Below are 25,877 nucleotides of genomic sequence, written 5' to 3'. Positions count from 1 at the left end.
GAAACCCGCAATCGTGGTCCCCTGACCCTCCGAAAAAAAGTGGGACCTACACTCATGACGACCCTTTACGACGGCTTTGACATCGAATCCTTCGAAGCTGGCAAGGGGCTGTGGCACGCGCGGATCCGCCGGGCCGATTTCAGCCCGGTAGCCATAGACGGCGTGCTGTTTCCTGCCATGGAAGTCGGCTTCGCCTGGCCCGATCCCGATGCAGCGATTGCCGATGCCAAGCACCACATCGATCGCTTCCGCCGGCGGGCCGAAGGCGACGACGAATAGCCCAGCAGGGTCCGCGGGCGGACCAGAGAAAGAGCGCGCAGGGGGGAACACCGGTCATGTCCATCATCGAAACCGACGCAGCGCGGCCGCGGATCTACACCCGCGCGGTGCTGTCCAACTGCCCGGAATGCGACGGCGATCTCGCGGTGCTCCGCGTGATCGCCGGCCGCGCCGGATGCGAGTACTGGACCATGCGCTGCAGCGATTGTGGCGGCATCCATCTCGACATCCTCGAGCCGAATGTCACGGCCGGGGACGACGAGGGGCCGCTGCCGGCAGCCTGAAGGTCCCGGCCTGCTGCCAACCTGCTGTCAGCAGCGCGCATCGCGACGGGCATTCGCCCTTTATCGCGGGGCGGACTCGTCCCATATTCGCCTGATGGCGAAGAAACCTGCATCCTCCGAAAAATCCGGCAAATCCCCCAGGACCAAGGCCCCGAACTCGAAGGCGCATCGCCCCGACGTGCAGCCGATCGGGCCGGCTCTGGCCGAACTGCTCAACCCCGCGATCAATCGCGGCGATGCCGGCCTTGGATCGGGCACTGGCTTGCAGCCGCCGCCGGACAATTCGCGCGACCGCCGCGCCGGCGGCGAGGCCGCCGCGCACCGCGCGCGGGCCTCGACGCCGAAGGAGTTTCCGCAGGACAATGCACGGCCGACATCAGGCAGTGCGACTCGTGGCTTACCCCGCTCCCCTACCCTCCCCCACAAGGGGGGAGGGAGCGGAGGGACCGGTGGGTTGGAAGAAGCGCCGCAGGCCAATTACGGCACCGCGGCCACGATCCCGACGCTTGATCCGGAACTGGCCCGTCAGCTCGGTTTCCCGACTGAAGAGGACGATGCCGAAGCATTGGCGCGGCCGCCGCGCAGCAAGATGGAGGCGCTCGGCGTCAAGGCGACCGCGGACGCGCTGGAGGCACTGATCCGCGAGGGCCGGCCGGAGTTCCGCAAGGGCGACGGCTCCATGCAAGTGTGGACGCCGCACCGGCCGCCGCGCCCGGAGAAGTCCGAAGGCGGCGTGCGCTTCGAGATCAAATCGTCCTACGAGCCCAAGGGCGACCAGCCGACCGCGATCGCCGAGCTGGTCGAGGGTATCAACCGCAACGACCGTTCGCAGGTGCTGTTAGGGGTCACCGGTTCGGGCAAGACCTACACCATGGCCAAGGTGATCGAGGCGACCCAGCGCCCGGCCTTGATCCTGGCGCCGAACAAGACGCTCGCCGCCCAGCTCTATGGCGAGTTCAGGAACTTCTTTCCCGACAACGCCGTCGAGTATTTCGTCAGCTATTACGACTACTACCAGCCGGAAGCCTACGTCCCGCGCACCGACACCTATATCGAGAAGGACTCCTCGATCAACGAGCAGATCGACCGCATGCGCCACTCGGCGACGCGCGCGCTGCTCGAACGCGACGACGTCATCATCGTCGCCTCGGTGTCCTGCATCTACGGTATCGGCTCGGTCGAGACCTACACGGCGATGACGTTCGCGCTGAAGAAGGGCGAGCGCATCGACCAGCGCCAGCTGATCGCCGACCTCGTCGCGCTCCAGTACAAGCGCACCCAGGCCGATTTCACCCGCGGCACGTTCCGTGTCCGCGGCGACGTCATCGACATCTTCCCGGCGCACTATGAGGACCGCGCCTGGCGCGTGAACCTGTTCGGCGACACCATCGAGACCATCGAGGAGTTCGACCCGCTCACCGGCCACAAGCAGGACGAGCTCGAATTCATCAAGATGTACGCCAACTCGCACTATGTGACGCCGCGCCCGACGCTGGTGCAGGCGATCAAGTCGATCAAGTCGGAGCTGAAGCAGCGGCTCGACCAGCTGCACGATCAGGGCCGCCTGCTCGAGGCCCAGCGGCTGGAGCAGCGCACCACGTTCGACCTCGAGATGATGGAGGCCACGGGAAGCTGCGCCGGCATCGAGAACTATTCGCGCTATCTCACGGGCCGCCGCCCCGGCGAGCCGCCGCCGACGCTGTTCGAATACGTCCCCGACAACGCGCTGATCTTCGCCGACGAGAGCCACGTCACCATCCCGCAGATCGGCGCCATGTTCCGCGGCGACTTCCGCCGCAAGGCGACGCTTGCGGAATACGGCTTCCGCCTGCCCTCCTGCATGGACAACCGCCCCTTGCGCTTCGAGGAATGGGACATGATGCGGCCGCAGACCATCGCGGTGTCGGCGACGCCGGGCGGCTGGGAGCTGAACGAGAGCGGCGGCGTGTTCGTCGAGCAGGTCATTCGCCCGACGGGGCTGATCGATCCGCCCGTCGACATCCGCCCGGCGCGGACGCAGGTGGACGATCTCGTCGGCGAGGTGCGCGCCACCGCGCAGGCCGGCTATCGCTCGCTGGTTACGGTGCTGACCAAGCGCATGGCGGAGGACCTCACCGAATATCTGCACGAGCAGGGCATTCGCGTCCGCTACATGCACTCCGATATCGACACCATCGAGCGCATCGAGATCATCCGGGATCTGCGGCTCGGCGCGTTCGACGCGCTGGTCGGCATCAACCTCCTGCGCGAAGGTCTCGACATTCCCGAATGCGCGCTGGTCGCGATCCTCGACGCCGACAAGGAAGGTTTTTTGCGCAGTGAAACGTCCTTGATCCAGACCATCGGCCGCGCCGCGCGCAACGTCGACGGCAAGGTGATCCTCTACGCCGACCAGATGACCGGCTCGATGGAGCGCGCCATCGCCGAGACCAACCGCCGCCGCGAGAAGCAGGTCGAGTACAACACCGCCAACGGCATCACGCCGGAGAGCGTGAAGAAGCAGATCGGCGACATCCTCAACTCGGTCTACGAGCGCGACCACGTGCTGGTCGAGGTCGGCGGCCACGACATGACCGACGACGTCATCTCGATCGGCCACAATTTCGAAGCCGTGCTCGCCGATCTCGAAACCCGCATGCGCGAGGCCGCCGCCGACCTGAACTTCGAGGAGGCCGCCCGCCTGCGCGACGAAGTCAAGCGCCTGCGCGCCACCGAGCTCGCCGTGGTCGACGACCCCACCGCCAAGCAGCGCACCGTGCAGGGCAAGGCCGGCGCCTATGCCGGCAGCAAGAAGTACGGCGACGCGGCGAATTTGCCGGTCAGCGCGATGAAGAAGAAGACCGTGAGCTCCGCGCTGAAAGCCAGCGGCGGCGGCAGCGGCTCGAAAGTGCACAAGCCGCATCTCGACGAGATGCACGGCCCGGAATCCCTGCCCTACCGCGAGGGCCGCGCGCTCCCGTCAAAGCCGTTCGGCAGCACCAGCCGCATCATCCAACCGACGGACTCACGGCAGTCCGGGCCGGAGTTCGGGCCCGCGCCGAAGTCGACGGGCGGGATGCCGGGGCGAAGGGGTGGGTGGAAGAAGAGGTAGTAAGGTGCATGGATTCCGGGCTCGCCGCTCCGCGGCGCCCCGGAATGACGGGGAAAGATTTGTGCTCCTCACCCCACGCTCGCCGTCACCACGGCCATCACCGACAGCAGCAGCACGATGGTCACGAGCTGGAGCGAGGCGACCGGCTGGGTGCGCCATGCCGTGATCTTGTCGGGGAGCGACAGATGGGCCTCGAAGAATTTCGGCTCGTAGACGGTCTTGAACAGGTGCGGGAAGCTCGGGCCGAGGGTCACGGCCACCATCGCGTGGGCGAGCGAGGCGAAGGCGACGAAGATGGCGACGCCGGGATCTCCGACGAGGTCGTGGTTGCCGCAGAGCTTGAGCAGGAAGGCGGCGGCGGCGAAGGTCGGGAAGCTCTGGAGCGTCGCGGTCAGCGCGAGGCCTTCGAACGCGTTGTGCAGGCGGGACTTTCTGGCGGTGGCGATGGAGGCCATTGCACGTCTCCCTGATGACATGGGGATGACGTTAGCTGCGACGCCGAAGGGGTGATGTGAGATGGGTCACGCGCCTCTTCGGTGCTGCGCATACCGCAATTCAACCCGCAATTGCATGCCATGAACCAGGCATAGCGCTCGCGCGTCATATCGTCTGCAACGTCCCTGTGACTTTGCGGATTGCCGGCGCGCGAGGCCGCGACTTGGCGTTGCGCGACGGCACGGGGCCGAACGAGGACGGGCGGGATGACGGTCGAGAAGCTGAATCGCCAACGCATCGTGCATCTGCTCGACGCCTTCGCGCGCGGCGATATCGAGACGGCGCTGTCCTGCTGCACCGACGACGTCGACTTCCTCACCCACGCGCCGATCGACGTGCTGCCGCACATGGTGCCGCGGCACGGCAAGGCCGAGCTGCGCGAGCTCTGGCGGACGGTCTGGTCGCGCTATTCGGACATCCGCTACAAGGCGCCGCACATCCTCGCCGAGGGCGAGGTGGTGGCGACCTACATGCACACCCATTTCAAGAAGCGCGGCAACGGCCGCATCGTGCAGTTCGACATGGCGGTGTTCTACACCTTCCGCGGCGGGCTGGTGGCGGAGATTCGTGAAATCATCGATTCCTACGACCTGGTGCAGCAGGTGCTGGAGCGGGAGATCGGGCCGCTGATCACTGGGGCGCAGGGGGATTGATGCTTCTCCCCTCGCCTGGAACCGCCGGGACCGGAAAATTACGGGGTTCTATTGTAAATCTCACAAAATCCGTTCAATGGTGCATTGCAAAAACGTGAATTGCGTTTTGGCCGAAATCCCTTAAGTTGTTCGTATACAAATGAGTTGAGCACCCCGGCACCATCGCCGTGCATGGGGTTGTTTTCCGTTTCTTCGCAAGCCAGCTTCAGGACGTCCCAAAATGACAGAGCACAGTCTCTGGCGTTTCTCGCGCGCGTTGCACCGCGCGATCAACGACCGGCAGTTCGAGGACATCGAAGCCCTCATCGACGAGGACGTCGAGTGGGCGCTCTACGGCCCGATCGACATGTTTCCGTTCCTCGGCGCGCGCCAAGGCAAAGAGGCCGTGCTCGACGTCATCCGCCAGCTCGCCGACAATTTCCACGTTCGCCGCTTCGACCGCGAGAGCATCATGCTGGGCGTCGATTCCGCCGCCTCGATGGTGCGCTATTCGCTGACGGCACTGGATTCCAGCAAGCCGATCAGCTTGCGCGTCGCGAAGTTCGCCCAGTTCAGGTCGGGCAAGCTCGCCAGCATGCGCGTGCTGATCGACACCTTCGATCTGGTCGAGCAGGCACTCGGCCGCGCCATTCATCTGCCGAAGATGACCAGCGTCGGCTGAGGGGGACGCCAACGGGCCCCGCTTGTCGGGACCGATGACAAGGCTACCGCGACGTCCTGGCCTCCAGCCCCGCCGGATGCCGTCGCATCAAAAGCTCGTCATCGGGCGCGCGCCGGTCGCGCGGCCCGTTGGTTCGCGTCCCGTGGCGAACCGCCACAATTCCGCAACGATGAAGCAACATTTTGCGGGCGGAATGGCGCATGGTCTTTGCGGAGGCCCGATATATATTATCGGAAAGCATGCGCCGGGGTTCGCGGGCAGGACGATGGAATTCTCGACAGGGTTTGGCTGGACCAGGCTGCCGGTGCTTGCGGCCGCATTCATTCTGGGCTCGGTGCTGACGGCCGCCGCGCAGATCATTCCGCCCACGGCGGCTGCGGCTGACGACGAGGCGACCGAGGCGACAGAGACCGCCGACGTCAACGACCCCGACGTGCTCAAGGGCATCGACGTCGACAAGCTCGACTGGAGCCAGCTCGCGGTCGATGCCGGGACCGGCGTCGACCCCATGGCCGCCAAGAAGCGCGCCCAGGCCGCGGCCAGGAACGGCCTGGACTGGTCGTCGAACCCCAATGCAAACGGCTCCTCGGCAGTGACCGTGAAGCAGTCGGTGTTCTCGTTCTGGGATACGCGGATCGGCGCCGACATGACGGTGACGAGCGAGCCGCGGACGATGTCCGAACTGCTGGCGCAGAAGGCCACCAATGGCGGCAGCCTGCCGCAATCCTCCGGCAGCGCCTGGGCGGCGGCGACCGCGCCGGGCGCGGGCTCGCTCTGGGACAAGACCGCGGTGGAAGCCCGGGTCGATCCCGGTGCCGAGCAGAGCAAGATCGGGGCATCGCTGACCAAGTCGGTGCCGCTGTCGGGCGACACCTCGCTGACGCTTCAGAACGGCTACAGCGTCAACCAGCAGGGCACCACAGCCCTCCCCGGCATCGGCGGCCACATCACGCGCAATTACGAAACCGACCAGACCGCCAGGATCACCCTCACCGACACCGGCACCAGCATCACCGCCGGCCAGACGCTGTCGACCACCGACGACAAATGGCTGCGCAGATTCGGGGCCGAGCAGAAGCTGTTCGACAACGTCACCGTCTCCGGCTCGGTCGGCGAGACCTCGCAAGGTGCGATCAACAAGAGCCTGACGGCCGGGTTCAAGAAGAGCTGGTAGTCCCACGCTCCACCACAGCCGGGCCTTTCATGGTTCGAGACGCGCGCGAAGGGCGCGCTCCTCACCATGAGGGGATAGGGTTGTCGTCGCCGCAACGGCGTTCATACTCTCCTAACCATGCGCCACGGCAAAACCCCTGAATCGTCTCCCCTTGCCGCATCTCGGCCCATTTGCGGCCAAATTCCGACGCCTTGATGAGGCAGCCTCACAGACGTCGTCGTGCGGGGGACACTCGCGCTGCGCTCAACGCGAACAGGGGAACAACGATGAACGCCACCCGTCCCGAAAAGATCGAAGCCACCGAGACCGAGACGGTCGACACCAACCTCGCCGCCGTGACCGAGGTCGAAGCCGGCATCCGCGATTTCGTCCGCAACGACATCGCCTATCTGCGCCGTCCGGCCGCGACCACGGACGCGCCGCCGCTCGACCCGAGCGCGGAAGCCACCGTCAACAACGTCAACTCGCTGATCCAGCGCGTCGCCGGCACCTCGCTCGCCGAGATCGAGAATTTGATCTCCGAGCTCGAGAGCTTGCGCGACCTGCTGCATGCCGAAGGCCAGCGCGTCCAGCGCGAGATCTCCGGTTACGCCCAGCTCAGCCAGGCCGCGATGAAGTCGACCCGCATGATCGCCGACAACGTCGCGCAGTGGAAGCGCGCCGCCGACGGCCTGCGCAACAGCTGATCGCAGATCACAGCATCACCGGCCGCCGCGTTCCCGGAAGGGAGCGCGGCGGTTTTGATTCAGGGGGGCGATCTTCCCAACGAAGGTGTCATCGCCCGACTTGATCGGGCGATCCAGCACTCCGAGACGGTGAGGCAGGAGCCGAGAGGCCGCGGCGTACTGGATGCCGCGGCTTGACCGGGGCATGACAGCGGTGAGTGTGGCGCGAACGGATGACAGGGCAGCGCGGTATGCGGCCACGCAGTCTACGCGCCCCACTCATCCGGTTTGAACCCTCCGCCCCATCCCGGCGACCAATGCCAAGCGCTCGTGGCCGCCTGGCCGGGCCCTGGGGATATGTCATGGAAAGCATTCGGCCCGACAACACGGACCCTATATCGCTGCGGCCCGCGCCGAATCAGCTCGGAACGATCATGCTGCGCTTTGTCGGATTGCTGGCCGTTGCGATCGCGGTGCTGGCGTTCGTCTACAGCCGCTGACAGAGGGCCGGACGCCGGCCCCGAAAAGTCCGAGGAGCTCTTACCAGGCGGCTTCCACGGTCGAGGCTTCCAGGGTGTAGGCGCCATCGGCATAGCCCTTCACCACCATCCCGGCGACCAGCATCACGGCCAGCGTCGCGGTCGCGAAGATGAATCCAACGAATTTGAGTGCGCCGCGGTCTGCCATGGTCCTCGTCCCCTGTCCTCAGCCAATTCGTTTCAAATAGACAGCGACAGGTTCATAATTGGTTAGCAACTCACTGGTTCCGGCGAACTGCTTCGCGGGTAACCATGTCGCGCAGGCTTATGGCAGCCACCCGGAATCGCGTCCATAGCGTCAGGGCAACACTCGGCTGGTTTCTCGTCTCGCTCTCCGCATTCTCCCGGGGAGAGGTGAGGGAAACGGCGACCGCCTCGATCGATTCTAAATCATGCGCCCTTGCGCATCGGCACGAAGGCCGAGGCGGTGATGGAATAGACTTCCTCGCCGCGCTGGTTGGTGCCGGCGGTGCGGGCCGTCAGAATGCCCCAGCCGGGGCGCGAGGCCGAATTGCGCTTGTCGATGACGACATTGACGTAAGCGACGGTGTCGCCGGCGAGCACGGGCCTGATCCAGCGCAGGTCGCGAAAGCCCGGCGACGGTCCCCACACCGCGACCTCCTCGCCGCGCGCCGCGGCCTCCCGTGCCAGACGCTGGCCGTCGGCGACAAGCAGGCTCATGCAGGCCGAGCCGACATGCCAGCCGGAGGCGGCGAGCCCGCCGAACAGCGAGTTCTTGCCCTCCTCCTCGTCGAGGTGAAAACGCTGCGGATCGAACTTTGCGGCGAATGTCTTGATGGCCTCGGCCGTGAACGTATAGCTACCGATCTCGCGGCGCTGTCCGATTGCGATGTCTTCGAAGAACCGCATCAGACCGCTCCCTCGCGCCGCTTGATCAGGATCGGCGAGGTCATCTCCGCGAGGGCCTGCCCCGCCGCGTTGCGCACGGTGCACTTGAACTTGACGATGCCGAGCTCCGGTCGGCTCTTCGAGGTGCGCGCCTCAACGACGTCGACGTCGAGCATGAGATCGTCGCCTGGTCGAAGCGGCGACATCCAGCGCACCTCGTCCACGCCGGGCGAGCCGAGCGATGCGGCACGGGTGATGAAGCCGTCGGCCATCATCCGCATCATCAGCGAGCACAGGTGCCAGCCCGAGCCGGACAGGCCGCGCAGCATGCTTTTCGCCGCCGCCTCCTCGTCGAGGTGCATCGGCTGCGGATCGAACTCGGCGGCAAAGGCCAAAATCTCGTCGCGGGTGACATGACGCGGGCCGAACGTTCCGAACCGGCCGGGCGGGAAATCTTCGAAGGTCAGGGTCATCTTGGGATTGGTTGGCGGAAATGACAGATTGTGGCCGCACTTTGCGGCAATCTCAACCCGCCGGCCCGCATGGCTCATGCTACATTCGACGCGGCAGTCCGGTCTTGAGTCGGATGCACCGAGAGCCGAGACCCGATTTGACGTCCCGACTTGCCTGGGGAGAGCAATGTTTTCATTCAGCGACCTGTTTCAGTGGGACCGCTTCATCACGCCGACGATCATCAAGACCTTCTACTGGCTGGTGATTGCGCTGATCTGCCTGTTCGGCCTCTCCGGCATCTTCTCCGGCCTGGCTGCGATGGCGATCAGCCCGTTCGGCGGTTTCCTCGTGCTGCTGTCCTCGATCGCCAGCGTCGTGGTCGGCATCGTGTTCTCGCGCATCGTCGCGGAGCTGATCCTGATCGTCTTCCGCATCAACGAGCATCTCGGCGCGATCCGCGACCAGGGCGGCGGGATGCGGTGAGGCTCTTGTGTCCCGGACGCGGCGCGGCATGAAATGACGCGACGCAGAGCCGGGACCCATGCATCCGCAATCAAGACTTCTAGGCCCTGGCTCTGCAGCGCACCGCTAAAGAAGCGCTGCGCTGCGTCCGGGGCACGAGATCAGGCCCTACGTATTGAACCTGAAATGCATCACGTCGCCGTCGGCGACGACGTATTCCTTGCCTTCGAGGCGGAGCTTGCCGGCATCGCGCGCGCCGGCTTCGCCGCCGAACGCGACGTAATCCTCATACGCAATGGTCTCGGCGCGGATGAAACCTTTTTCGAAGTCGGTATGGATCACGCCGGCCGCGGCCGGCGCCTTGGTGCCGCGATGGATGGTCCAGGCGCGCGCTTCCTTCGGGCCGATGGTGAAGTAGGTGATGAGGTCGAGCAGCGTGTAGCCGGCGCGGATCAGGCGATCGAGGCCGGCTTCCTCCAGCCCCAGCGTCTCCAGGAACTCGGCGCGCTCCTCGCGTGAAATGGTGGCGATCTCGGACTCGATCTTGGCGGAGATGACGACGGCGACCGCACCTTCCTTGGCGGCCTGCTCCTGCACGGCCTTCGAGAACGAATTGCCCGTCGCGGCCGAGCCCTCCTCGACGTTGCAGACATAGAGCACGGGCTTGGACGACAGCAGGCCGAGCATTCCGAAGGCGCGCTCCTCCTCGGGCTTGCGCTCGACGAGGCGCGCGGGCTTGCCCTCGCGCAGCAGCGCCAGGGTGCGGTTGACGAGGTCGAGCTGCTCCTTGGCGTCCTTGTCGTTGCCCTTGGCCTTCTTGGCGAGATTGTCGACGCGCTTCTCGAGGCTGTCGAGGTCGGCGAGCATCAGCTCGGTCTCGATGGTCTCGATGTCGGCGAGCGGGGCGATCTTGCCCTCGACATGGGTGATGTCGGAATCCTCGAAGCAGCGCACCACATGCGCGATGGCGTCGACCTCGCGGATATTGGCGAGGAACTGGTTGCCGAGGCCTTCGCCCTTGGAGGCGCCGCGCACGAGGCCCGCGATGTCGACGAAGGTCAGCCGCGTCGGAATGATCTGTCCGGACTTGGCGATGGCGGCGAGCTTCTCCAGCCGCGGATCGGGCACGGCGACCTCGCCGACATTCGGCTCGATGGTGCAGAACGGATAGTTCGCAGCCTGCGCCGCGGCCGTCTCGGTCAGCGCATTGAACAAGGTCGACTTGCCGACATTGGGCAATCCGACGATCCCGCATTTGAATCCCATGGTATCCTCTATCCGTATTCGTCATGGCCGGGCTCGTCCCGGCCATCCACGCCTTGACGCGCGGAACGAAGAACGTGGATGCCCGGAACAAGTCCGGGCATGACGGAGAAAACGGCGACCCTATTCCTTGCCGTTGTCGTCCTTGGTCAAAAATCCCTTCGCCTGCATGGCGAGATGCACCCTGTTGGCGAAGGTCGCGTCCGTGCCCTTGGCAAGCAGCGCGGCGTGCTCGGCGACAGCGTCGCAGAGCGTCGCCACCCATTCGTTGTCGGCCTTGGCGAAGTCCGACAGCACGTGGCCGTGCACCAGTTCCTTGACGCCGGGATGACCGATGCCGAGCCTGACCCGGCGGTAGTCGTTGCCGATATGCGCCGAGATCGAGCGCAGGCCGTTATGGCCGGCGATGCCGCCGCCGATCTTCACCCGCACCTTGCCCGGCGGCAGCTCGAGCTCGTCATGGAACACGGTGACGTCGCCCTCGGCGATCTTGAAGAAGCCTGCCGCTTCCTGAACGCTGCGGCCGGACTCGTTCATGTAGGTCGTGGGCTTGAGCAGGATCACGCGCTCAGATCCGAGCGTGCCCTCCGAGGTCTCGCCCTGAAAGCGGCGGCGCCAAGGTGCGAAACCATGACGCCGCGCGATCTCGTCGACGGCCATGAACCCGATATTGTGCCGGTTACGTGCGTATTTCGCGCCGGGATTGCCGAGCCCAACAAAGAGTCGCATGACGCGGCGCGCCCCTCGCTCGGCGCGCGATCAAGGACCGCGCGCCAGCCTTGAGAGATTACTTCTTCTTGTCGCCGCCGGCGGGAGCCTTGGCAGCCGCCGCCGGAGCAGCAGCCGGAGCAGCCGCACCAGCCGCCGGAGCCGCCGCAGCGCCCGGAGCCGCGCCACCGGCAGCCGCCGCAGCCGCGGCCTTCTGCTCTTCGGCGTAGCCGGACGGCGGCACGATGGTGACGAGGGTCGCGTCCTCGCGGGTCAGCGCCTTCACGCCGGCCGGCAGCTTGACGTCCGACAGATGCAGCGAGTGACCGATTTCGAGCGAGCCGACATCGGCCTCGATGTATTGCGGAATGCTCTCGACGCCGCATTCGAGCTCGATCGCGTGGGCGACGATGTTGACGGTGCCGCCGCGCTTCACGCCCGGGGAGGTTTCCGCCTTCACCACGTGCAGGGGTACGCTGATGCGGATGGTGGCGCCTTCGCCGAGCCGCATGAAGTCGACATGGATCGGGAAGTCCTTGACCGGATCGAGGTGATAGTCGCGCGGAATCACGCGGTGCTTCTTGCCCTCGAGGTCGATGTCGACCAGCGTGGTCAGGAACCGGCCGGCGAGGATGCGCTGGCGCAGTTCGCGATCTGCAATCGAGATCGTCAGCGGGGGCTGGTTGTCACCATAGATCACTCCGGGCACTCTGCCGGCGCGACGCTCAGCCCGGGCGGCCCCCTTGCCGCTCTTCGGACGTGCGGTCGCCTTCAATTCCTTGACGGTCGTCGCCATGTCATTAAGTCCTTGTTTTTGCAAAAGTTAATGGGCCGCAGCGCGGCCCATGGCATCATCCGCAGCAAGCCTCCAGGGGTGCGGGGGCCGCGAACGTGGCGGGCTTTTACCCGGAAGATGCGGAAATGACAAGGAGAATAGGCCCCTCTGATGCCCGGGCTTGCCCCGCGCATCCATCAATCAAAAGCGTTTCGAGGGGATGGTTGGCCAGGTCAAGCCCGGCCATGACGAGCAAGCGAAGGCGGCCGCCCTCCCCCCTCAAGCGGTCGGGGTCCCGCCGAGCCTTGCCTCCAGCGCTGCAATCCTTGCCTTCAGCGCCTCGTTCTCCTCGCGCGCGAGGCGCGCCATGTCCTTGACCGCCTCGAACTCCTCGCGCTTGACGAGGTCCATGTCGCGCAGGAATTTTTCCGCCTGGGTGCGCATCACGGTGTCGAACTCGCGCTTGACGCCCTGGGCGGCACCGGCGGCGTCGTTCATCAGGCGGCCGATCTCGTCGAAAAACCGGTTGTTGGTCTGGGTCATTTCGGCCTCCGATAAACTTTGCGCGAACTCTCGAAAGGACAATGGCAATCCGCAGGGAACGGTTCAAGAGCCGATCGCAGCCATCCTTGTCATGAACCGGTTTCCTTGCAATCGTATTCACCATGCCTGCATAAGAAGAATCATACGGCGTCCGCTGGTGCTCCTTCGCCGCAATCTCGTCCAGACATAGAAGGCGCGATGCCCTTTCTGCTGATCGACTTTCCCGCCTTCAAGCCGATCGCGATCGAGATCGGTCCCTTCGCGATCCGCTGGTATGCGCTGGCCTATATCTGCGGCATCGTGTTCGGCTGGCTCTATGCGCGCTCGCTCCTGAAGAACGAGCGCCTGTGGGGCGGACCGGCGCCGATCTCGCTGGTGCAGGTCGACGACTTCATCCTGTGGGTCACGCTCGGCATCATCCTCGGCGGCCGCACCGGCTACGTGCTCTTCTACAATCTGCCCTTCTTCGTCGATCATCCCGCCGCGATCTTCAGATTGTGGGAGGGCGGCATGTCGTTCCATGGCGGCTTCCTCGGCTGCGTCGTCGCGGTGATGTGGTTCGCCTATCGCAACGGCATCCCGATCCTGTCGCTCGGCGACATCACCACCGCCGTCGCCCCGGTCGGCCTGCTGCTCGGGCGCATCGCCAATTTCATCAACGGCGAATTGTGGGGCCGCGCCACGGACCCGAGCCTGCCCTGGGCGATGATCTTCCCCAATGATCCCACGCAGCTGCCGCGCCATCCGAGCCAGCTTTATGAAGCGGGCATGGAGGGCATCCTGCTGTTCACCGTGCTCGCGATCATGATCCGCTTCGGCGCGCTGAAGCGCCCCGGCATGATCCTCGGCGCCTTCATCCTGATCTATGGCCTGAGCCGGATCGCCGGCGAACATTTCCGCGAGCCGGACGCGCAGCTCGGCTTCCTCTGGGGCGGGTTAACCATGGGCATGCTGTTGTCGATCCCGATGCTTATCGTCGGCGCGATACTTATTGTATGGGCTGTCAGGCGGGGGGCGCCGAAGCCCCTCCAGGCCGTTCGCTAGTTCATTTCGAGAAGATATCCGTGACAGACTCGCCGCTCCTCAACGAGATCAAGGCGCTGATCAAATCCTCAGGCCCGATGCCGGTCTGGCGGTACATGGAATTGTGCCTGATGCATCCGCGCTACGGCTACTACGTCTCGCGCGATCCGCTCGGGCGCGAGGGCGACTTCACCACCGCCCCCGAGGTCAGCCAGATGTTCGGCGAGCTCCTGGGACTGTGGACCGCCTCGGTCTGGAAGCAGATGGGCTCGCCGCAATTGCTGCGGCTGATCGAGCTCGGCCCCGGCCGCGGCACCATGATGGCGGATGCGCTGCGCGCATTGCGCGTACTGCCGCCGCTTTACCAGGCGCTCAACATCCACCTGGTCGAGGTCAATCCGGTCCTGCGCGAACGGCAGAGTGCGACGCTGTCCGCCGTGCGCAACATCGCCTGGCACGACAGCATCGACGAGGTGCCTGAGGGCCCCAGCATCATCCTCGCCAACGAATATTTCGACGTACTGCCGGTCCACCAGATGATCCGCCACGAGAACGGTTGGCACGAGCGTGTGATCGAGATCGACCCCAACGGCAGGCTTCAGTTCGGCGCAGCGCCGGAGCCGACGCCGCGCTTCGACGTGCTGCTGCCGCCCCTGGTGCGTGCCGCACCGGTCGGCGCCGTGTTCGAGTGGCGACCCGACGGCGAAATCATGAAGCTCGCCACGCGCGTGCGCGACCAGGACGGCGCGGCGCTGATCATCGACTACGGCCACCTGCGCAGCGATGCCGGCGACACCTTCCAGGCCATCGCACGCCACACCTTCGCCGATCCCTTGAAAGCCCCGGGCCAGGCCGACGTCACCGCCCATGTCGACTTCCAGGCGCTGGCGCGCGCGGCCGAGGATGTTGGCGCCCGCGTGCACGGCCCGGTGACGCAAGGCAACTTCCTCAAGCGTATCGGCATCGACACCCGCGCCGCGGCCTTGATGCAGAAGGCGACACCCGAGGTCGCCACCGACATTTCGGTCGCGCTCAAGCGCCTCACCGATACCGGGCGCGGCGGCATGGGCTCGATGTTCAAGGTGCTCGGCATCTCCGAGCCGCGGCTGACGGGCCTTGCCGGCCTCAGCGATCTCGAACAGGCTGGAGAGAGCTCATGACGGTTGGTTCGTCGCTGCTGACCGCCGTGCCCGGCCTGCGCCATGCCTTCTTCACCCGCGAAGGCGGCGTCTCCGGCGGCATCTATTCCGCGCTGAACGGCGGGCTCGGCTCCAATGACGACCAGACCCTCGTCGCCGAGAACCGCCGCCGCATGGCCGAGCATGTCGGCGTCGCGCCCGAACGCTTCCTCAGCCTGCACCAGGTCCATTCGCCCGACGTGCTCGTGGCTGATGCACCGTGGCCGAACGGGCCGCGGCCCAAGGGCGACGCGCTGGTGACGAAGACGCCAGGCATCGCGCTCGGCGTCTCCACTGCCGATTGCGGGCCGGTACTGTTCGTCGATCCCAATGCGCGCGTGATCGGCGGCGCGCATGCCGGCTGGAAGGGCGCACTCACCGGCGTGCTGGAAACGACGATCTCGGCGATGGAGAAGCTCGGCGCCACGCGCGGCGGCATCATCGCCGCGATCGGCCCCATGATCCGGCAGGAGAGCTACGAAGTCGGCAACGAGTTCGTGACGCGCTTCATCGAGGCGGACGCCGAGAACGCGGTGTTCTTCATCCCGTCCGTGCGCGAGTGCCACACGATGTTCGATCTCGCCGGCTTCATCCGCAAGCGGCTGGAAATGGCGGGCATCCTGATGATCGACGATCTCGGCCTCGACACCTATGCCGACGAACGCTTCTTCAGCTATCGCCGATCGGTGCATCGCAAGGAGCCGGACTACGGCCGGCACGTTCACGCCATCGCGCTGGAAGGGTGAACACAACGGCAACCCTGTGTCATTCCGGGCTCGCGAAGCGAGAACCCGGAATCCATCCTGCAGAAATTGCGCGGGGAAATGGATTCCGGGCTCGCGCCAAGTGGCGCGCCCCGGAATGACAGCGGTATGTGTCGCCTCCGCCCTAGACGTTAATGCATTTTAACGATATCGCTGCCCTCCATAATGAGGGAAGCGTCATCTTTTCTACGCCGCGCGGGTTCGCGCGTGCTGGCGGTCATGCTGCTGGCGGCTGCGACCGCGCTTGGCGGCTGCGCCGGCGGCAACGCGCCGAGCAATTCCTATGCGATGGCGCCGAGCGGTGGCAGCGGCGCGACGGTGGCGTTCGAATCGATCGACGGACCGCCGCCGCAGGTGTTCGACCGCATGGTCGGGGTGCTCGACAGCGAATCCAAGCTGCGCAGCCTGTCCGTGGTCTCCCGCGAGGGCACGGCCGCCTACCGCGTGCGCAGCTACCTCGCCGCCCAGGTGGTGCGCGGCAAGACCGTGATCGCCTGGGTCTGGGACGTCTACGACGCCAACCAGCAGCGGGCGCTGCGCCTCTCCGGCGAGGAACCGACCTCGGCCAAGGGCGGCCGCGACGCGTGGGCGGCTGCCGACGACCTCGTGTTGCGGAAGATCGCCCAGGCCGGATTCAGCGGACTTTCCAACATGATCAACGGAACGCCGGATGCCCCGGGCGCGGCTCCGGCTCTGCGCGGACCGGCGGTGGCGAGCGTCCTCAAGGACGCTCCGCTGCCGGATATGCCGACCGCGGCCCTCGGCTATGCCGAGCAATAACCCCCGCTAAACCACGGCCTCAAGTTGCGGCCAAACCGTTGGCCCGACTCAGGATTTTCAAAGGGAAAACGTAGCATCCCGGGTTGCCATTGCAGCCTCCGGCCTGATATTTCCTCGCCCGTCGTAACCGTGCTTCCAGTGGGTATTTTCTGATGTTGAACGTCGTATCCAGCAAAGCGCGGGAGGAAGCGTCCATGTCGGGCAAGAACGGCTCCATCAAGCTCGTCGCCGGCAACTCCAATCCGGCTCTCGCACAGGCTATCGCGCAAGGGCTCCACCTGCCGCTGACCAAGGCGGTGGTGCGGCGCTTCGCCGACATGGAGATCTTCGTCGAGATCCAGGAGAACGTCCGCGGCTCGGATGCCTTCGTCATCCAGTCGACATCGTTCCCGGCGAACGACCATCTCATGGAGCTGCTGATCATCACCGACGCGCTGCGCCGCTCCTCGGCGCGCCGCATCACCGCGGTGCTGCCCTATTTCGGCTACGCCAGGCAGGACCGCAAGTCGGGCTCGCGCACGCCGATCTCGGCCAAGCTCGTCGCCAACCTGATCACCCAGGCGGGTGTCGACCGTGTCATGACGCTCGACCTGCATGCCGGCCAGATCCAGGGCTTCTTCGACATCCCGACCGACAATCTCTACGCGGCGCCGCTGATGGTGCGCGACATCAAGGAGAAGTTCGACCTCTCCAAGGTGATGGTGATCTCGCCCGACGTCGGCGGCGTGGCCCGCGCGCGCGGCCTCGCCAAGCGCATCAACACCCCGCTCGCCATCGTCGACAAGCGCCGCGAGCGACCCGGCGAGTCCGAGGTCATGAACGTGATCGGTGACGTCGCCGGCTACACTTGTATCCTCGTCGACGACATCGTCGACTCCGGCGGCACGCTGGTGAACGCGGCCGACGCGCTGATCGCCAAGGGCGCCAAGGACGTCTACGCCTACATCACCCACGGCGTGCTCTCCGGCGGCGCGGCCGCCCGCATCACGAACTCCAGGCTGAAGGAGCTCGTGATTACCGACTCGATCCTGCCGACCGAGGCGGTGAGCAAGGCGCCGAACATCCGCACGCTGCCGATCGCGAGCCTGATCTCGGACGCGATCGCGCGCACCGCCGCCGAAGAGTCGGTGTCGAGCCTGTTCGACTGACGCCGTCATTCCGGGGCGGCGCACCAGCGCCGAACCCGGAATCCATGTTGCAGCAATCAGTGTCGATAAATGGATTCCGGGCTCGCGCTTCGCGCGCCCCGGAATGACCATCGCCTACCCCACGATTCCCGCCGCGACCTGGCCGCGCAGGCGCTCCAGGCCGTGCAACGTCTCCGCACAGGCTGCCGCGACCTCCACGCCCTTGATCGCAAAATGCTTGCGGAAGAAGTCGTAGTGCACCTCGGTCTCGTGGAATTGCTGCGGCGTCAACACGGCCGAGAACACCGGCACCTCGGTGCGGAGCTGCACGTCCATCAGCGCCTTGATCACGGTGTCGGCGACGAACTCGTGCCGGTAGATTCCGCCGTCGACGACGAGGCCCGCGGCGACGATCGCGGTGTAGCGCCGCGTCTTGGCGAGGACTTGCGCGTGCAGCGGGATCTCGAACGAGCCCGGCACCTCGAACACGTCGACATGGGTGAGGTGCCGCGCCTCCGCCTCCCTCATGAAGGCGATGCGGGCTTCCTCGACGACGTCGCGGTGCCAGCAGGCCTGCACGAAGGCCACCCGCTGCGGCTTGGCGAAGCGCGGATGCTCGATTGCCGGCGGGTCCACGGGAACCGGCGGCTGGGTCGTCTGGGACGTTTCGTTTTGGGGATCTTGCAGCATCTGATTCATGGCTTTCCTCGGTTTAAGGACCAGAATCAGGGCACACGGAACGACAAACAGCCGCACCTTGCGATGCGTCTGCCACCGACCGTTCTCTTTCATCCGGACTTTAACCGTCGGCTTCGGAGTTGCACCGAATCTGCTGACCCTTCCCTTCGGGATACCCCTCACGGAAGGCGCTCGCGGGCTTAGGCCTTTCGGCCCTTACCGCCGGTGGGGACTTTCACCCCGCCCTGAGAACATCGGCCGTCCGGGATGAACGGCCTATCAGGAAATATGCCGCCGGCGGGTAGTCGCGGCAAGCATGTTCCGCATGGGCAAAGCGCATGGTGCCATGCCCGCAAGGCGGTCCGGCCCTCGCCTGGCGGAATTTGCGGTGAGCGCTTCTTGCGGAATCCGATTCCGGTTTGTTCTCGTCCGTTAAGAATTGTGGCGGAGATGAGCTGTGGACGAACGAGTCCTGGCTTGTGGACGGACTCGGGACCCCGTTGCGCAGATTCCGCAAATCACATCACTTGATCCGCGACAGGCCCGCGCTGATCCGAGGGATCGCAAGACTCCGAGGAGATCGTAAGGGCGACTCCGAGGAGACGCCGTAGCGACGCTTAGGGAGCGCGCGCCGGGCCCAACCGCGTGCGTATCAAGGACAACAGGAAGGCAAGAGGTCGAGACGGCATGTCCCTGCTCGAAGGCACTATCGATTCCAGAAGCCATCCGCTCGCGGTGGTCGAGGACATCGCTGCCAGCAACAACTGGCCGTTCGAACGCTCCGGCGAAGACGAACTCACGATTGTCTCCAAGGGACAATGGACCGACTACCAGCTCTCCTTCACCTGGATGGGCGAGATCGAGGCGCTGCATCTGGCCTGTGCCTTTGACATGAAGATTCCACTGCCACGGCGAAGCGAGGTGCAGCGGCTCGTCGCAGCGGTGAACGAGCAGCTGTGGGTCGGCCATTTCGACCTGTGGACCAACACCGGCATGGTGATGCACCGTCAGGCCCTGGTGCTGCCGGGCGGCCTCATCGCCTCGACCGCGCAATGCGAAGCCATGCTCGCCGGCGCCATCCACGCCTGCGAGCGCTATTTCCCGGCGTTCCAGTTCGTGGTGTGGGCGGGGAAGACCACCGCGCAAGCCATGGACGCGGCAATGTTCGACACGGTGGGCGAGGCGTAGGTCTCGCCTTCCCGGCGCGTGAGGAAGGCATCGCTCTCGCCTCATCGTCGTCCCGCGCACGTAGGGACCCATACCGCGTGGTTTAGCCGTGGCGGGCAGTGCTTGTTGCCCTGCCGTCCATCCATTAGAACCACCTGTGGTCATGCGACGAGCGCAAGCGCTCGCGCGGGGGTCCCTGCGTTCCCAGGGACGACAGCGAGTTTGTGGCAGTAGCGATGGCGAACAACCCCCTTCAAAACATCACCGGCACCATCCTCCTCGCCGGCGCCGGCAAGATGGGCGGCGCGATGCTGACGGGATGGCTTTCTGGCGGGCTCGATCCGCGCCGCGTCGCGGTGATCGATCCGCACATCTCGCCCGAGATCACCGCGCTTGCCGCCAGGGGCGTGGCGCTCAATCCCGATGTGAAGACCGCCGGCCCCGTCGAAACGCTGGTCGTCGCGGTGAAGCCGCAGATGTTCCGCGAGGCCGGCGCCAAGCTGAAGCCGTTCGTCTCGGACAAGACCTCGGTGGTCTCGATCATGGCGGGCACCACGATCGCCTCGCTTGCCGAAGTCTGCGGCGGCGCCGTGGTGCGCGCGATGCCGAACACGCCGGCTGCGATCGGCCGCGGCATCACCGTTGCGGTCGCAGCCAAGGACGTCAGCGCCGCCCAGCGTGACGTGGCCGATGCGCTGCTGCGCGCCACCGGCGCGGTCGAATGGGTCGAGGACGAAGGCCTGATGGACGCGGTCACCGCGGTGTCCGGCTCAGGGCCGGCCTATGTGTTTCTGCTCGCCGAGGAGCTCGCGCGCGCCGGTGTGGAAGCGGGATTGCCGGAGGCGCTGGCGACGAAGCTCGCCCGCGAGACCGTCGCCGGCTCCGGCGAGCTGCTGCACCAGTCGGAACTTCCCTCCGCCACGCTCCGCCAGAACGTCACCTCGCCCGGCGGCACCACCGCCGCGGCCCTCGGCGTGCTGATGGGCGAGCCGGGCCTGCGCGATCTGATGATCCGCGCGATCGCGGCGGCCACGAAGCGATCGAGGGAATTGGCGAAGTAGACAGATCAAGAGCGCTTCGGCCCCCGATCCAGGCGGCCGAATGCGAGGCGATCCCGGCTGTTGCCGACAGGGAGGGCGATCGTGAACCTCTACGCGAAGCTTCTCGAACGACAGGCCGACGGTCGCCCCATCAGGATCGGGCTGATCGGAGCAGGCAAATTCGGCGCAATGTACCTTCATCAGGTTCTGCGCACGCCGGGCGTCCATCTCGTCGGAATTGCGGACCTGTCACCGTCGCGTGCCCGCGAAAACCTGAACCGGGTTGGCTGGCGCCCGGAGCAATTCGCCGCGGCCTCGCCCGAAGATGCGCTCAAGAACGGCACGACCTTCCTGACCGACGACTGGGAAGCGCTTCTGAAGTGCGGAGCCATCGAGGTGATCGCCGAGTGCACCGGCAATCCTGTCGCGGCGGTCGAACACTGCCTTGGCGCCTTCTCTGCGGGCAAGGCCGTCATCAACGTGACCGTCGAGGCCGACGCCTTCTGCGGACCGATCCTCGCGCAAAGAGCCAGGCAGGCCGGCGTGATCTATAGCCTCGCCTATGGCGATCAGCCGGCCCTCGCCTGCGACCTCGTCGATTGGGCGAGAGCCTGTGGTTTCCCGGTCGTGGCGGCGGGCCGCGGTCACAAATGGCTGCCGCATTATCGGGAGTCGACCCCTGAAACGGTCTGGAATCACTGGGGACTCACCGCGGAACAAGCTGCGCGCGGCGGCATGAATCCAAAAATGTTCAACGCGTTTCTCGACGGCTCCAAGCCTGCGATCGAATCCGCCGCGATCGCGAACGCAACCGGCCTGGAAGCGCCGTCGCAAGGCCTCGCATTCCCGCCGGGATCGGTCGACGACATTCCGACGCTGATGCGCCCCCGTTCCGAGGGCGGCATCCTGGAATCCAAGGGCCAGGTCGAAGTCGTGTCCTGCCTGACGGCCGAAGGCAAACCGATCCCCAACGACATCCGCAAGGGCGTCTGGGTCTGTTTCGAAGGCGACAGCGATTACATCCGCAACTGCTTCCAGGAATACAGCGTCGTCACCGACCCGAGCGGTCGTTACATGAGCTCCTACAAGAAGTGGCATCTCATAGGTCTGGAGCTTGGAATTTCAGTGGCCTCGATCGCTCTGCGCAACGAGGCGACAGGCGTTGCAACGACGTTCAACGCCGATGTTGCCGCGACAGCGAAGAAGGACCTGTGCGAGGGAGATACGCTGGACGGAGAAGGCGGCTACACTGTTTTCGGCAAGCTGACGCCGGCCAGCACGTCGCTTGCAAAGGGCTATCTGCCGCTCGGACTGGCACACAATGTGCGATTGACCAAGGCGGTGGCAAAGGACTCCTGCATCACCTGGGCGGATGTGGCGATCGACGAGACGCTACCTGCCGTGCGTCTCCGCAGGGAGCAGGAAGCGTTCTATTCGTCGCCGGGAGCGCGCAAGTTGGGTTAGGCGAAGGCCCGCTCAGCAGGCTGCACTACGCCCCCAGCCGCTTGTTGAACATCTCGACATTCACCAGCCCGCGCGCGTGGCGGCCCTCGCCGAGCTTTCGCGTCCCTTCGAACGCCTCGACCTCGAAGCGGATGACGCGGCGCTCGACGGCAAACACCTTCGCCGTGGTCCGCACCGTCGCGCCGACCAGCGCCGCGGCAAGATGGCGGATGTCGACCTCGGTGCCGACCGTGACCCAGCCCGGTTGAAGCGCGGCTCGGATCGCATCGCCCGCCGTCATCTCCATCTCGAGGATCATCATCGGCGTTGCGTAGACCATGGGCATGCCGGGCACGAAATGCCCGACCGTGCGCTCGGCCGGGACCACCAGTGTTCGCTCGGCACTCATGCCGGCCTTGATGAAGTCTCGTGCGTCCATGGTGCCTGCTCGTCGTTCCGAGGCCCGCGAGTTGCCCGCCGAAGCTCGAAAGGCGGAAACGCGAACCCGGAATCCAGAAGTTTCTGACTCGACATTCCGGGGGCAGCCCTGCGGGCTGACCCGGAATGAGGCTAACGCGTCACTTCTTCGCGGCCGCCGCGCGCTCAACAAAGGTCTTGCCGCCCTTCATCTTGTGGCGCAGCGGAGCCTCGTTGATCTGGATGACGACGGCGTCGGCGTCGACGCCGAGGTTCTTCACCAATGCCTGCGTGATGTCGCGCATCATGCCGGCCTTCTGCTCGTCGGTGCGGCCTTCGGCCATGCTGATGGTGATCTCAGGCATCGTTGTCTCCCTGCTGCTCTGCTGCTGCCGTCATGGCCGGGCGTAGTGGTCTGCTCTTGCAGACTGCGTAAACTTGTCTGCACCCGGCAATCCATCATTTTGGAGATGGATGCGCGGGTCAAGCCCGCGCATGACGATCGAAGCGAATGGCTAGCCCCAGCTCACGTCATGGCGCGCCAGCACCTCGCGCACTTTCGCCACGAGGTCGGCTTCGCTGCACGAGAACTGCGCCGGCCGGCTCTCGCGCCATTCCTGGTTGGAGGCGATCGCGGCCGCCGCCTTCGCGCCCTCGATCAGGTCTTTGACCTGCACTTCGCCACGCGCCTTTTCATCCGAGCCCTGGATGATAACGCAAGGGCTGTTGCGGCGGTCGGCATATTTGAGCTGATTGCCCATGTTCTTGGGATTGCCGAGATAGAGCTCGGCGCGGATGCCGGCCGTGCGCAAGCTTGTCACCATCTTCTGGTAGTCGGCGACGCGGTCGCGGTCGAACACGGTGACGACGACGGGGCCGAATTCCGGCCGCGTATCCAGCTTGCCGAGCAGCGTCAGCGCGGCCTGAAGGCGCGACACGCCGATCGAAAAGCCGGTCGCCGGCACCGGCTCGCCGCGGAAGCGCGAGACGAGGCCGTCATAGCGCCCGCCGCCACCGACCGAGCCGAAGCGCACCGGGCGGCCCTTCTCGTCCTTCGTGTCGAGCAGGAGTTCGACCTCATAGACGGGGCCGGTGTAATATTCGAGGCCGCGGACGACGGAGGGATCGATCTTGATGCGATCCGCACCGTAACCCGAGGCCGTGACCAGCCTGGCGATCTCTTCAAGCTCGCTCACGCCGGCCTGACCGACTTCGCTCTTGGCGAGGTAGGCTTCTGCCGCGGCAACGGCCTCTTTCCAATCGTTGCGCGGCTTGGTGATGGCGAGGACAACGTCAGCTTCCGCCGCGCTCAGATTGGCGCCTTTGGTGAAGTCGCCCTTGCCTTCTTCACCGCCATCCCATCGTCCGGGACCGAGCAGCTTGCGCACTTCGTCGGTGGAAAACTTGTCGAGCTTGTCGATCGCGCGCAGCACGGTCAGCCTGCGGCCTGCGTTCTCGTCACCGGCGAGCCCGATGGCTTCCAGAACTCCGTCGAGCACCTTGCGGTTGTTGACCTTCACGACGTACTGGCCGCGCTGAATACCGAGCGCCTCCATCGTGTCGGCCGCCATCATGCAGATCTCGGCATCTGCCGCCGGCGTCGCCGAGCCCACCGTGTCGGCGTCGAACTGCATGAACTGGCGGAAGCGGCCGGGGCCGGGCTTTTCGTTGCGGAACACGTAGCCGGCGCGGTAGCTGCGATAGGGCTTTGGCAGCGTATCGAAATTCTCCGCGACATAGCGGGCGAGCGGCGCGGTCAAATCGTAGCGCAGGCTGATCCACTGCTCGTCGTCGTCCTGGAACGAGAACACACCCTCGTTCGGACGATCCTGATCGGGCAGGAATTTGCCGAGCGCGTCGGTATACTCCATCGCCGGCGTCTCCACCGGCTCGAAGCCGTAGAGCTCGTAGACGGCGCGGATCTTCTCGACCATCTCGCGCGTCGCCCGGATCGCTGAGGGATCGCGATCCTCGAGCCCGCGCGGCAGGCGCGCCTTCAGTTTCTGGGGCTTTTTGGGTTTCTCGGCCATGCGCGGCGTTTACCAGCCGACGCGGGATGCGGCAACCGCTGGCTTTTGCCCTCTTCCCTTGTGGGAGACGGGTGAGGGGTCTCTGTCGCGAGAAAGTCCCTTGCAGAAACAACCCCTCATCCGGCTCTTCGCGCCACCTTCTCCCACAAGGGGAGAAGGGAAGAAAGAAGCGCTGCGTCGCGTCCGGGACACGAGAGTCCCTAGAAGACCTTCCGGATCCAGTCGTGCGGATCGTTGGTGCGGCCGTACTGGATGTCGACGAGCTGCTTGCGCAGGCCCATGGCGACAGGGCCGGCGGCGCCGCCGCCGATGTCGAAGTCGCCGTTCACAGAGCGCACCTTGCCGATCGGCGAGATCACCGCGGCGGTGCCGCAGGCGAAAGCTTCCTTCAGCTTGCCTGAGGCAGCGTCCTTGCGCCACTGATCGAGCGAGTACGGCTCCTCGCGCACGGTCTTGCCGGCATCGCGGGCGAGCGTGATGATGGAGTCGCGGGTGATGCCGGGCAGAATGGTGCCGAGCGGCGGCGTCGAGAGCGAGCCGTCGTCGAACACGAAGAACACGTTCATGCCGCCGAGCTCCTCGATGTAGCGGCGCTCGACCGAGTCGAGGAAGACGACCTGATCGCAGCCGTGCTGGATCGCTTCGGCCTGGGCGCGCAGGCTCGCGGCGTAGTTGCCGCCGCATTTGACGGCGCCCGTGCCGCCGACCGCGGCGCGGGTATAATTCTCGGACACCCAGATCGAGACCGGCGCAGGCCCGCCCTTGAAGTAGGAGCCGACCGGCGAAGCGATGACTGCAAAAATGTAGTCGGACGAGGGTTTGACGCCGAGGAAGTTCTCGCTCGCGATCATGAAGGGACGCAGGTAAAGACTGCCCTCGCCGCCCGGAATCCAGGCGCGGTCGATGCGCACGACCTGCTCGACCGCCTCGATGAAGACGTCTTCCGGAAGCTGGGCCATTGCCATGCGGTCGGCCGAGTCCCTGAAGCGCCGCGCATTGGCGTCGGGGCGGAACAGGTTCACCCCGCCGTCGTCGCGCTTGTAGGCCTTGAGGCCCTCGAAGATTTCCTGGGCGTAGTGCAGGACCGCGCCGGCCGGATCGAGCTGGAAGTGGGTGCGCGCCTCGACCCGCGCCTCATACCAGCCGCCCTTGGCCTGGCTGTAGCGGACGATCGCCATGTGATCGGTGAAGACCCGTCCGAAGCCGGGGTCCACCAGCCTGGCGACGCGGTCCTTCTCAGGGGTTGGATTGGATGCGGGCTGGATATCGAATTTCATGCTCATGTCCTTGCCTCCCGCTGCCGCTGGCGGCGCTGTTCTGGCGCCCGCCTGCCCGC

29 protein-coding genes, 1 pseudogene and 1 riboswitch are annotated in these 25,877 nt (G+C 65.5%); of the genes and pseudogenes, 17 read left to right on the top strand and 13 right to left on the bottom strand.

Annotated elements, in window-relative coordinates:
- Window positions 1–54: 54 nt before the first annotated feature.
- The 3 genes from ACSHT2_RS25365 to uvrB all read left to right on the top strand — a co-directional run bounded on the left by ACSHT2_RS25365 (window position 55) and on the right by uvrB (window position 3,654).
- Entirely contained in the window at window positions 55–279 is a 225-nt protein-coding gene (locus ACSHT2_RS25365; protein WP_028176666.1) for a hypothetical protein, read from the top strand.
- A gap of 56 nt (window positions 280–335) precedes the next feature.
- On the top strand, window positions 336–563 hold the full coding sequence (locus ACSHT2_RS25360) for a hypothetical protein (protein WP_440637229.1): 228 nt from the start codon (window positions 336–338) through the stop codon (window positions 561–563).
- A 94-nt stretch (window positions 564–657) separates the two neighbouring features.
- Window positions 658–3,654, top strand: a complete 2,997-nt coding sequence (gene uvrB, locus ACSHT2_RS25355) for an excinuclease ABC subunit UvrB (protein WP_440637228.1) — start codon at window positions 658–660, stop codon at window positions 3,652–3,654.
- A 68-nt stretch (window positions 3,655–3,722) separates the two neighbouring features.
- Here the strand turns inward: uvrB and ACSHT2_RS25350 are convergent, their stop codons facing one another.
- Window positions 3,723–4,109 (bottom strand): hypothetical protein, encoded by a 387-nt coding sequence (locus tag ACSHT2_RS25350; RefSeq protein ID WP_440637227.1) that lies wholly within the window; start codon window positions 4,107–4,109, stop codon window positions 3,723–3,725.
- A gap of 246 nt (window positions 4,110–4,355) precedes the next feature.
- Here ACSHT2_RS25350 and ACSHT2_RS25345 point away from each other — a divergent pair, with 246 nt between their 5' ends.
- The 5 genes from ACSHT2_RS25345 to ACSHT2_RS25325 all read left to right on the top strand — a co-directional run bounded on the left by ACSHT2_RS25345 (window position 4,356) and on the right by ACSHT2_RS25325 (window position 7,802).
- Window positions 4,356–4,802 carry a nuclear transport factor 2 family protein gene (locus ACSHT2_RS25345; protein ID WP_440637226.1) on the top strand — a complete coding sequence of 149 codons (447 nt, stop codon included), beginning with the start codon at window positions 4,356–4,358 and terminating at the stop codon, window positions 4,800–4,802.
- Between the two features lie 220 nt (window positions 4,803–5,022).
- On the top strand, window positions 5,023–5,463 hold the full coding sequence (locus tag ACSHT2_RS25340) for a nuclear transport factor 2 family protein (protein WP_440637225.1): 441 nt from the start codon (window positions 5,023–5,025) through the stop codon (window positions 5,461–5,463).
- Window positions 5,464–5,728: 265 nt separating this feature from the next.
- Window positions 5,729–6,637, top strand: coding sequence for a hypothetical protein (locus ACSHT2_RS25335; protein ID WP_440637224.1), 909 nt, complete (start codon window positions 5,729–5,731; stop codon window positions 6,635–6,637).
- Between the two features lie 266 nt (window positions 6,638–6,903).
- Window positions 6,904–7,323 carry a hypothetical protein gene (locus ACSHT2_RS25330; protein WP_319338999.1) on the top strand — a complete coding sequence of 140 codons (420 nt, stop codon included), beginning with the start codon at window positions 6,904–6,906 and terminating at the stop codon, window positions 7,321–7,323.
- Window positions 7,324–7,664: 341 nt separating this feature from the next.
- Window positions 7,665–7,802 (top strand): hypothetical protein, encoded by a 138-nt coding sequence (locus ACSHT2_RS25325; protein WP_164934668.1) that lies wholly within the window; start codon window positions 7,665–7,667, stop codon window positions 7,800–7,802.
- A gap of 40 nt (window positions 7,803–7,842) precedes the next feature.
- Here the strand turns inward: ACSHT2_RS25325 and ACSHT2_RS25320 are convergent, their stop codons facing one another.
- From ACSHT2_RS25320 to ACSHT2_RS25310, 3 genes are all read right to left on the bottom strand, one after another.
- The gene (locus ACSHT2_RS25320; RefSeq protein ID WP_027576077.1) at window positions 7,843–7,989 is read right to left on the bottom strand and encodes a hypothetical protein; all 147 of its coding nucleotides are present in this window, start codon (window positions 7,987–7,989) and stop codon (window positions 7,843–7,845) included.
- 242 nt (window positions 7,990–8,231) lie between these two features.
- A complete protein-coding gene (locus ACSHT2_RS25315; protein WP_440637223.1) occupies window positions 8,232–8,711 on the bottom strand; it encodes a MaoC family dehydratase in 480 nt (159 codons plus the stop codon).
- On the bottom strand, window positions 8,711–9,163 hold the full coding sequence (locus ACSHT2_RS25310; protein WP_440642927.1) for a MaoC family dehydratase: 453 nt from the start codon (window positions 9,161–9,163) through the stop codon (window positions 8,711–8,713). The genes ACSHT2_RS25315 and ACSHT2_RS25310 overlap by 1 nt, the downstream gene beginning before the upstream one ends.
- A gap of 166 nt (window positions 9,164–9,329) precedes the next feature.
- Here ACSHT2_RS25310 and ACSHT2_RS25305 point away from each other — a divergent pair, with 166 nt between their 5' ends.
- Window positions 9,330–9,626 (top strand): DUF4282 domain-containing protein, encoded by a 297-nt coding sequence (locus tag ACSHT2_RS25305; protein WP_018648333.1) that lies wholly within the window; start codon window positions 9,330–9,332, stop codon window positions 9,624–9,626.
- A gap of 147 nt (window positions 9,627–9,773) precedes the next feature.
- On the opposite strand, the gene ychF is transcribed toward ACSHT2_RS25305, so the two are convergent.
- The 4 genes from ychF to ACSHT2_RS25285 form a co-directional block, all read right to left on the bottom strand.
- The gene (gene ychF, locus ACSHT2_RS25300) at window positions 9,774–10,871 is read right to left on the bottom strand and encodes a redox-regulated ATPase YchF (protein WP_440637221.1); all 1,098 of its coding nucleotides are present in this window, start codon (window positions 10,869–10,871) and stop codon (window positions 9,774–9,776) included.
- Window positions 10,872–10,991: 120 nt separating this feature from the next.
- A complete protein-coding gene (pth, locus tag ACSHT2_RS25295; protein WP_319338992.1) occupies window positions 10,992–11,597 on the bottom strand; it encodes an aminoacyl-tRNA hydrolase in 606 nt (201 codons plus the stop codon).
- A 58-nt stretch (window positions 11,598–11,655) separates the two neighbouring features.
- Window positions 11,656–12,372 carry a 50S ribosomal protein L25/general stress protein Ctc gene (locus tag ACSHT2_RS25290; protein WP_440637219.1) on the bottom strand — a complete coding sequence of 239 codons (717 nt, stop codon included), beginning with the start codon at window positions 12,370–12,372 and terminating at the stop codon, window positions 11,656–11,658.
- A 258-nt stretch (window positions 12,373–12,630) separates the two neighbouring features.
- The gene (locus ACSHT2_RS25285) at window positions 12,631–12,894 is read right to left on the bottom strand and encodes an accessory factor UbiK family protein (protein ID WP_440637218.1); all 264 of its coding nucleotides are present in this window, start codon (window positions 12,892–12,894) and stop codon (window positions 12,631–12,633) included.
- A 198-nt stretch (window positions 12,895–13,092) separates the two neighbouring features.
- Between ACSHT2_RS25285 and lgt the strand changes: the two genes are divergently transcribed.
- From lgt to ACSHT2_RS25260, 5 genes are all read left to right on the top strand, one after another.
- A complete protein-coding gene (lgt, locus tag ACSHT2_RS25280; protein WP_319338989.1) occupies window positions 13,093–13,938 on the top strand; it encodes a prolipoprotein diacylglyceryl transferase in 846 nt (281 codons plus the stop codon).
- A gap of 20 nt (window positions 13,939–13,958) precedes the next feature.
- Window positions 13,959–15,077, top strand: a complete 1,119-nt coding sequence (locus tag ACSHT2_RS25275; protein ID WP_440637217.1) for a class I SAM-dependent methyltransferase — start codon at window positions 13,959–13,961, stop codon at window positions 15,075–15,077.
- A complete protein-coding gene (gene pgeF / locus ACSHT2_RS25270) occupies window positions 15,074–15,841 on the top strand; it encodes a peptidoglycan editing factor PgeF (RefSeq protein WP_440637216.1) in 768 nt (255 codons plus the stop codon). The genes ACSHT2_RS25275 and pgeF overlap by 4 nt, the downstream gene beginning before the upstream one ends.
- Before the next feature lie 183 nt (window positions 15,842–16,024).
- Complete coding sequence (locus ACSHT2_RS25265; protein WP_440637214.1) at window positions 16,025–16,639, top strand: hypothetical protein; 615 nt, start codon at window positions 16,025–16,027, stop codon at window positions 16,637–16,639.
- Window positions 16,640–16,833: 194 nt separating this feature from the next.
- Complete coding sequence (locus tag ACSHT2_RS25260) at window positions 16,834–17,787, top strand: ribose-phosphate pyrophosphokinase (protein ID WP_440637213.1); 954 nt, start codon at window positions 16,834–16,836, stop codon at window positions 17,785–17,787.
- Between the two features lie 114 nt (window positions 17,788–17,901).
- On the opposite strand, the gene ACSHT2_RS25255 is transcribed toward ACSHT2_RS25260, so the two are convergent.
- Entirely contained in the window at window positions 17,902–18,465 is a 564-nt protein-coding gene (locus ACSHT2_RS25255; RefSeq protein ID WP_028176646.1) for a 6,7-dimethyl-8-ribityllumazine synthase, read from the bottom strand.
- Between the two features lie 77 nt (window positions 18,466–18,542).
- Window positions 18,543–18,701: riboswitch (FMN riboswitch) on the bottom strand.
- A gap of 430 nt (window positions 18,702–19,131) precedes the next feature.
- Between ACSHT2_RS25255 and ACSHT2_RS25250 the strand changes: the two genes are divergently transcribed.
- The 3 genes from ACSHT2_RS25250 (at window position 19,132) to ACSHT2_RS25240 (ending at window position 22,115) form a co-directional block, all read left to right on the top strand.
- Window positions 19,132–19,632: a YbjN domain-containing protein gene (locus ACSHT2_RS25250; protein ID WP_028176645.1), complete on the top strand. Its 501-nt coding sequence runs from the start codon at window positions 19,132–19,134 to the stop codon at window positions 19,630–19,632.
- 215 nt (window positions 19,633–19,847) lie between these two features.
- Window positions 19,848–20,672: a pyrroline-5-carboxylate reductase gene (proC, locus tag ACSHT2_RS25245; RefSeq protein ID WP_440637211.1), complete on the top strand. Its 825-nt coding sequence runs from the start codon at window positions 19,848–19,850 to the stop codon at window positions 20,670–20,672.
- A gap of 81 nt (window positions 20,673–20,753) precedes the next feature.
- The gene (locus tag ACSHT2_RS25240) at window positions 20,754–22,115 is read left to right on the top strand and encodes an NAD(P)H-dependent oxidoreductase (protein ID WP_440637210.1); all 1,362 of its coding nucleotides are present in this window, start codon (window positions 20,754–20,756) and stop codon (window positions 22,113–22,115) included.
- A 25-nt stretch (window positions 22,116–22,140) separates the two neighbouring features.
- Here the strand turns inward: ACSHT2_RS25240 and ACSHT2_RS25235 are convergent, their stop codons facing one another.
- The 4 genes and pseudogenes from ACSHT2_RS25235 to ACSHT2_RS25220 form a co-directional block, all read right to left on the bottom strand.
- Window positions 22,141–22,533: a thioesterase family protein gene (locus ACSHT2_RS25235; protein WP_440637209.1), complete on the bottom strand. Its 393-nt coding sequence runs from the start codon at window positions 22,531–22,533 to the stop codon at window positions 22,141–22,143.
- Window positions 22,534–22,672: 139 nt separating this feature from the next.
- A pseudogene (locus ACSHT2_RS25230) lies at window positions 22,673–22,879 on the bottom strand (tautomerase family protein); the annotation flags it as partial.
- A gap of 147 nt (window positions 22,880–23,026) precedes the next feature.
- The gene (hisS, locus tag ACSHT2_RS25225) at window positions 23,027–24,541 is read right to left on the bottom strand and encodes a histidine--tRNA ligase (RefSeq protein ID WP_440637208.1); all 1,515 of its coding nucleotides are present in this window, start codon (window positions 24,539–24,541) and stop codon (window positions 23,027–23,029) included.
- Between the two features lie 200 nt (window positions 24,542–24,741).
- A complete protein-coding gene (locus tag ACSHT2_RS25220; RefSeq protein ID WP_440637207.1) occupies window positions 24,742–25,824 on the bottom strand; it encodes a branched-chain amino acid aminotransferase in 1,083 nt (360 codons plus the stop codon).
- Window positions 25,825–25,877: the final 53 nt, after the last annotated feature.

The organism is Bradyrhizobium sp. PUT101 (genome assembly GCF_052043945.1).
In the GTDB taxonomy this organism is placed as follows: Bacteria; Pseudomonadota; Alphaproteobacteria; order Rhizobiales; family Xanthobacteraceae; genus Bradyrhizobium.
Note: the sequence above shows the minus strand (reverse complement) of the source record. Positions and strands in the feature narration are given on the sequence as shown.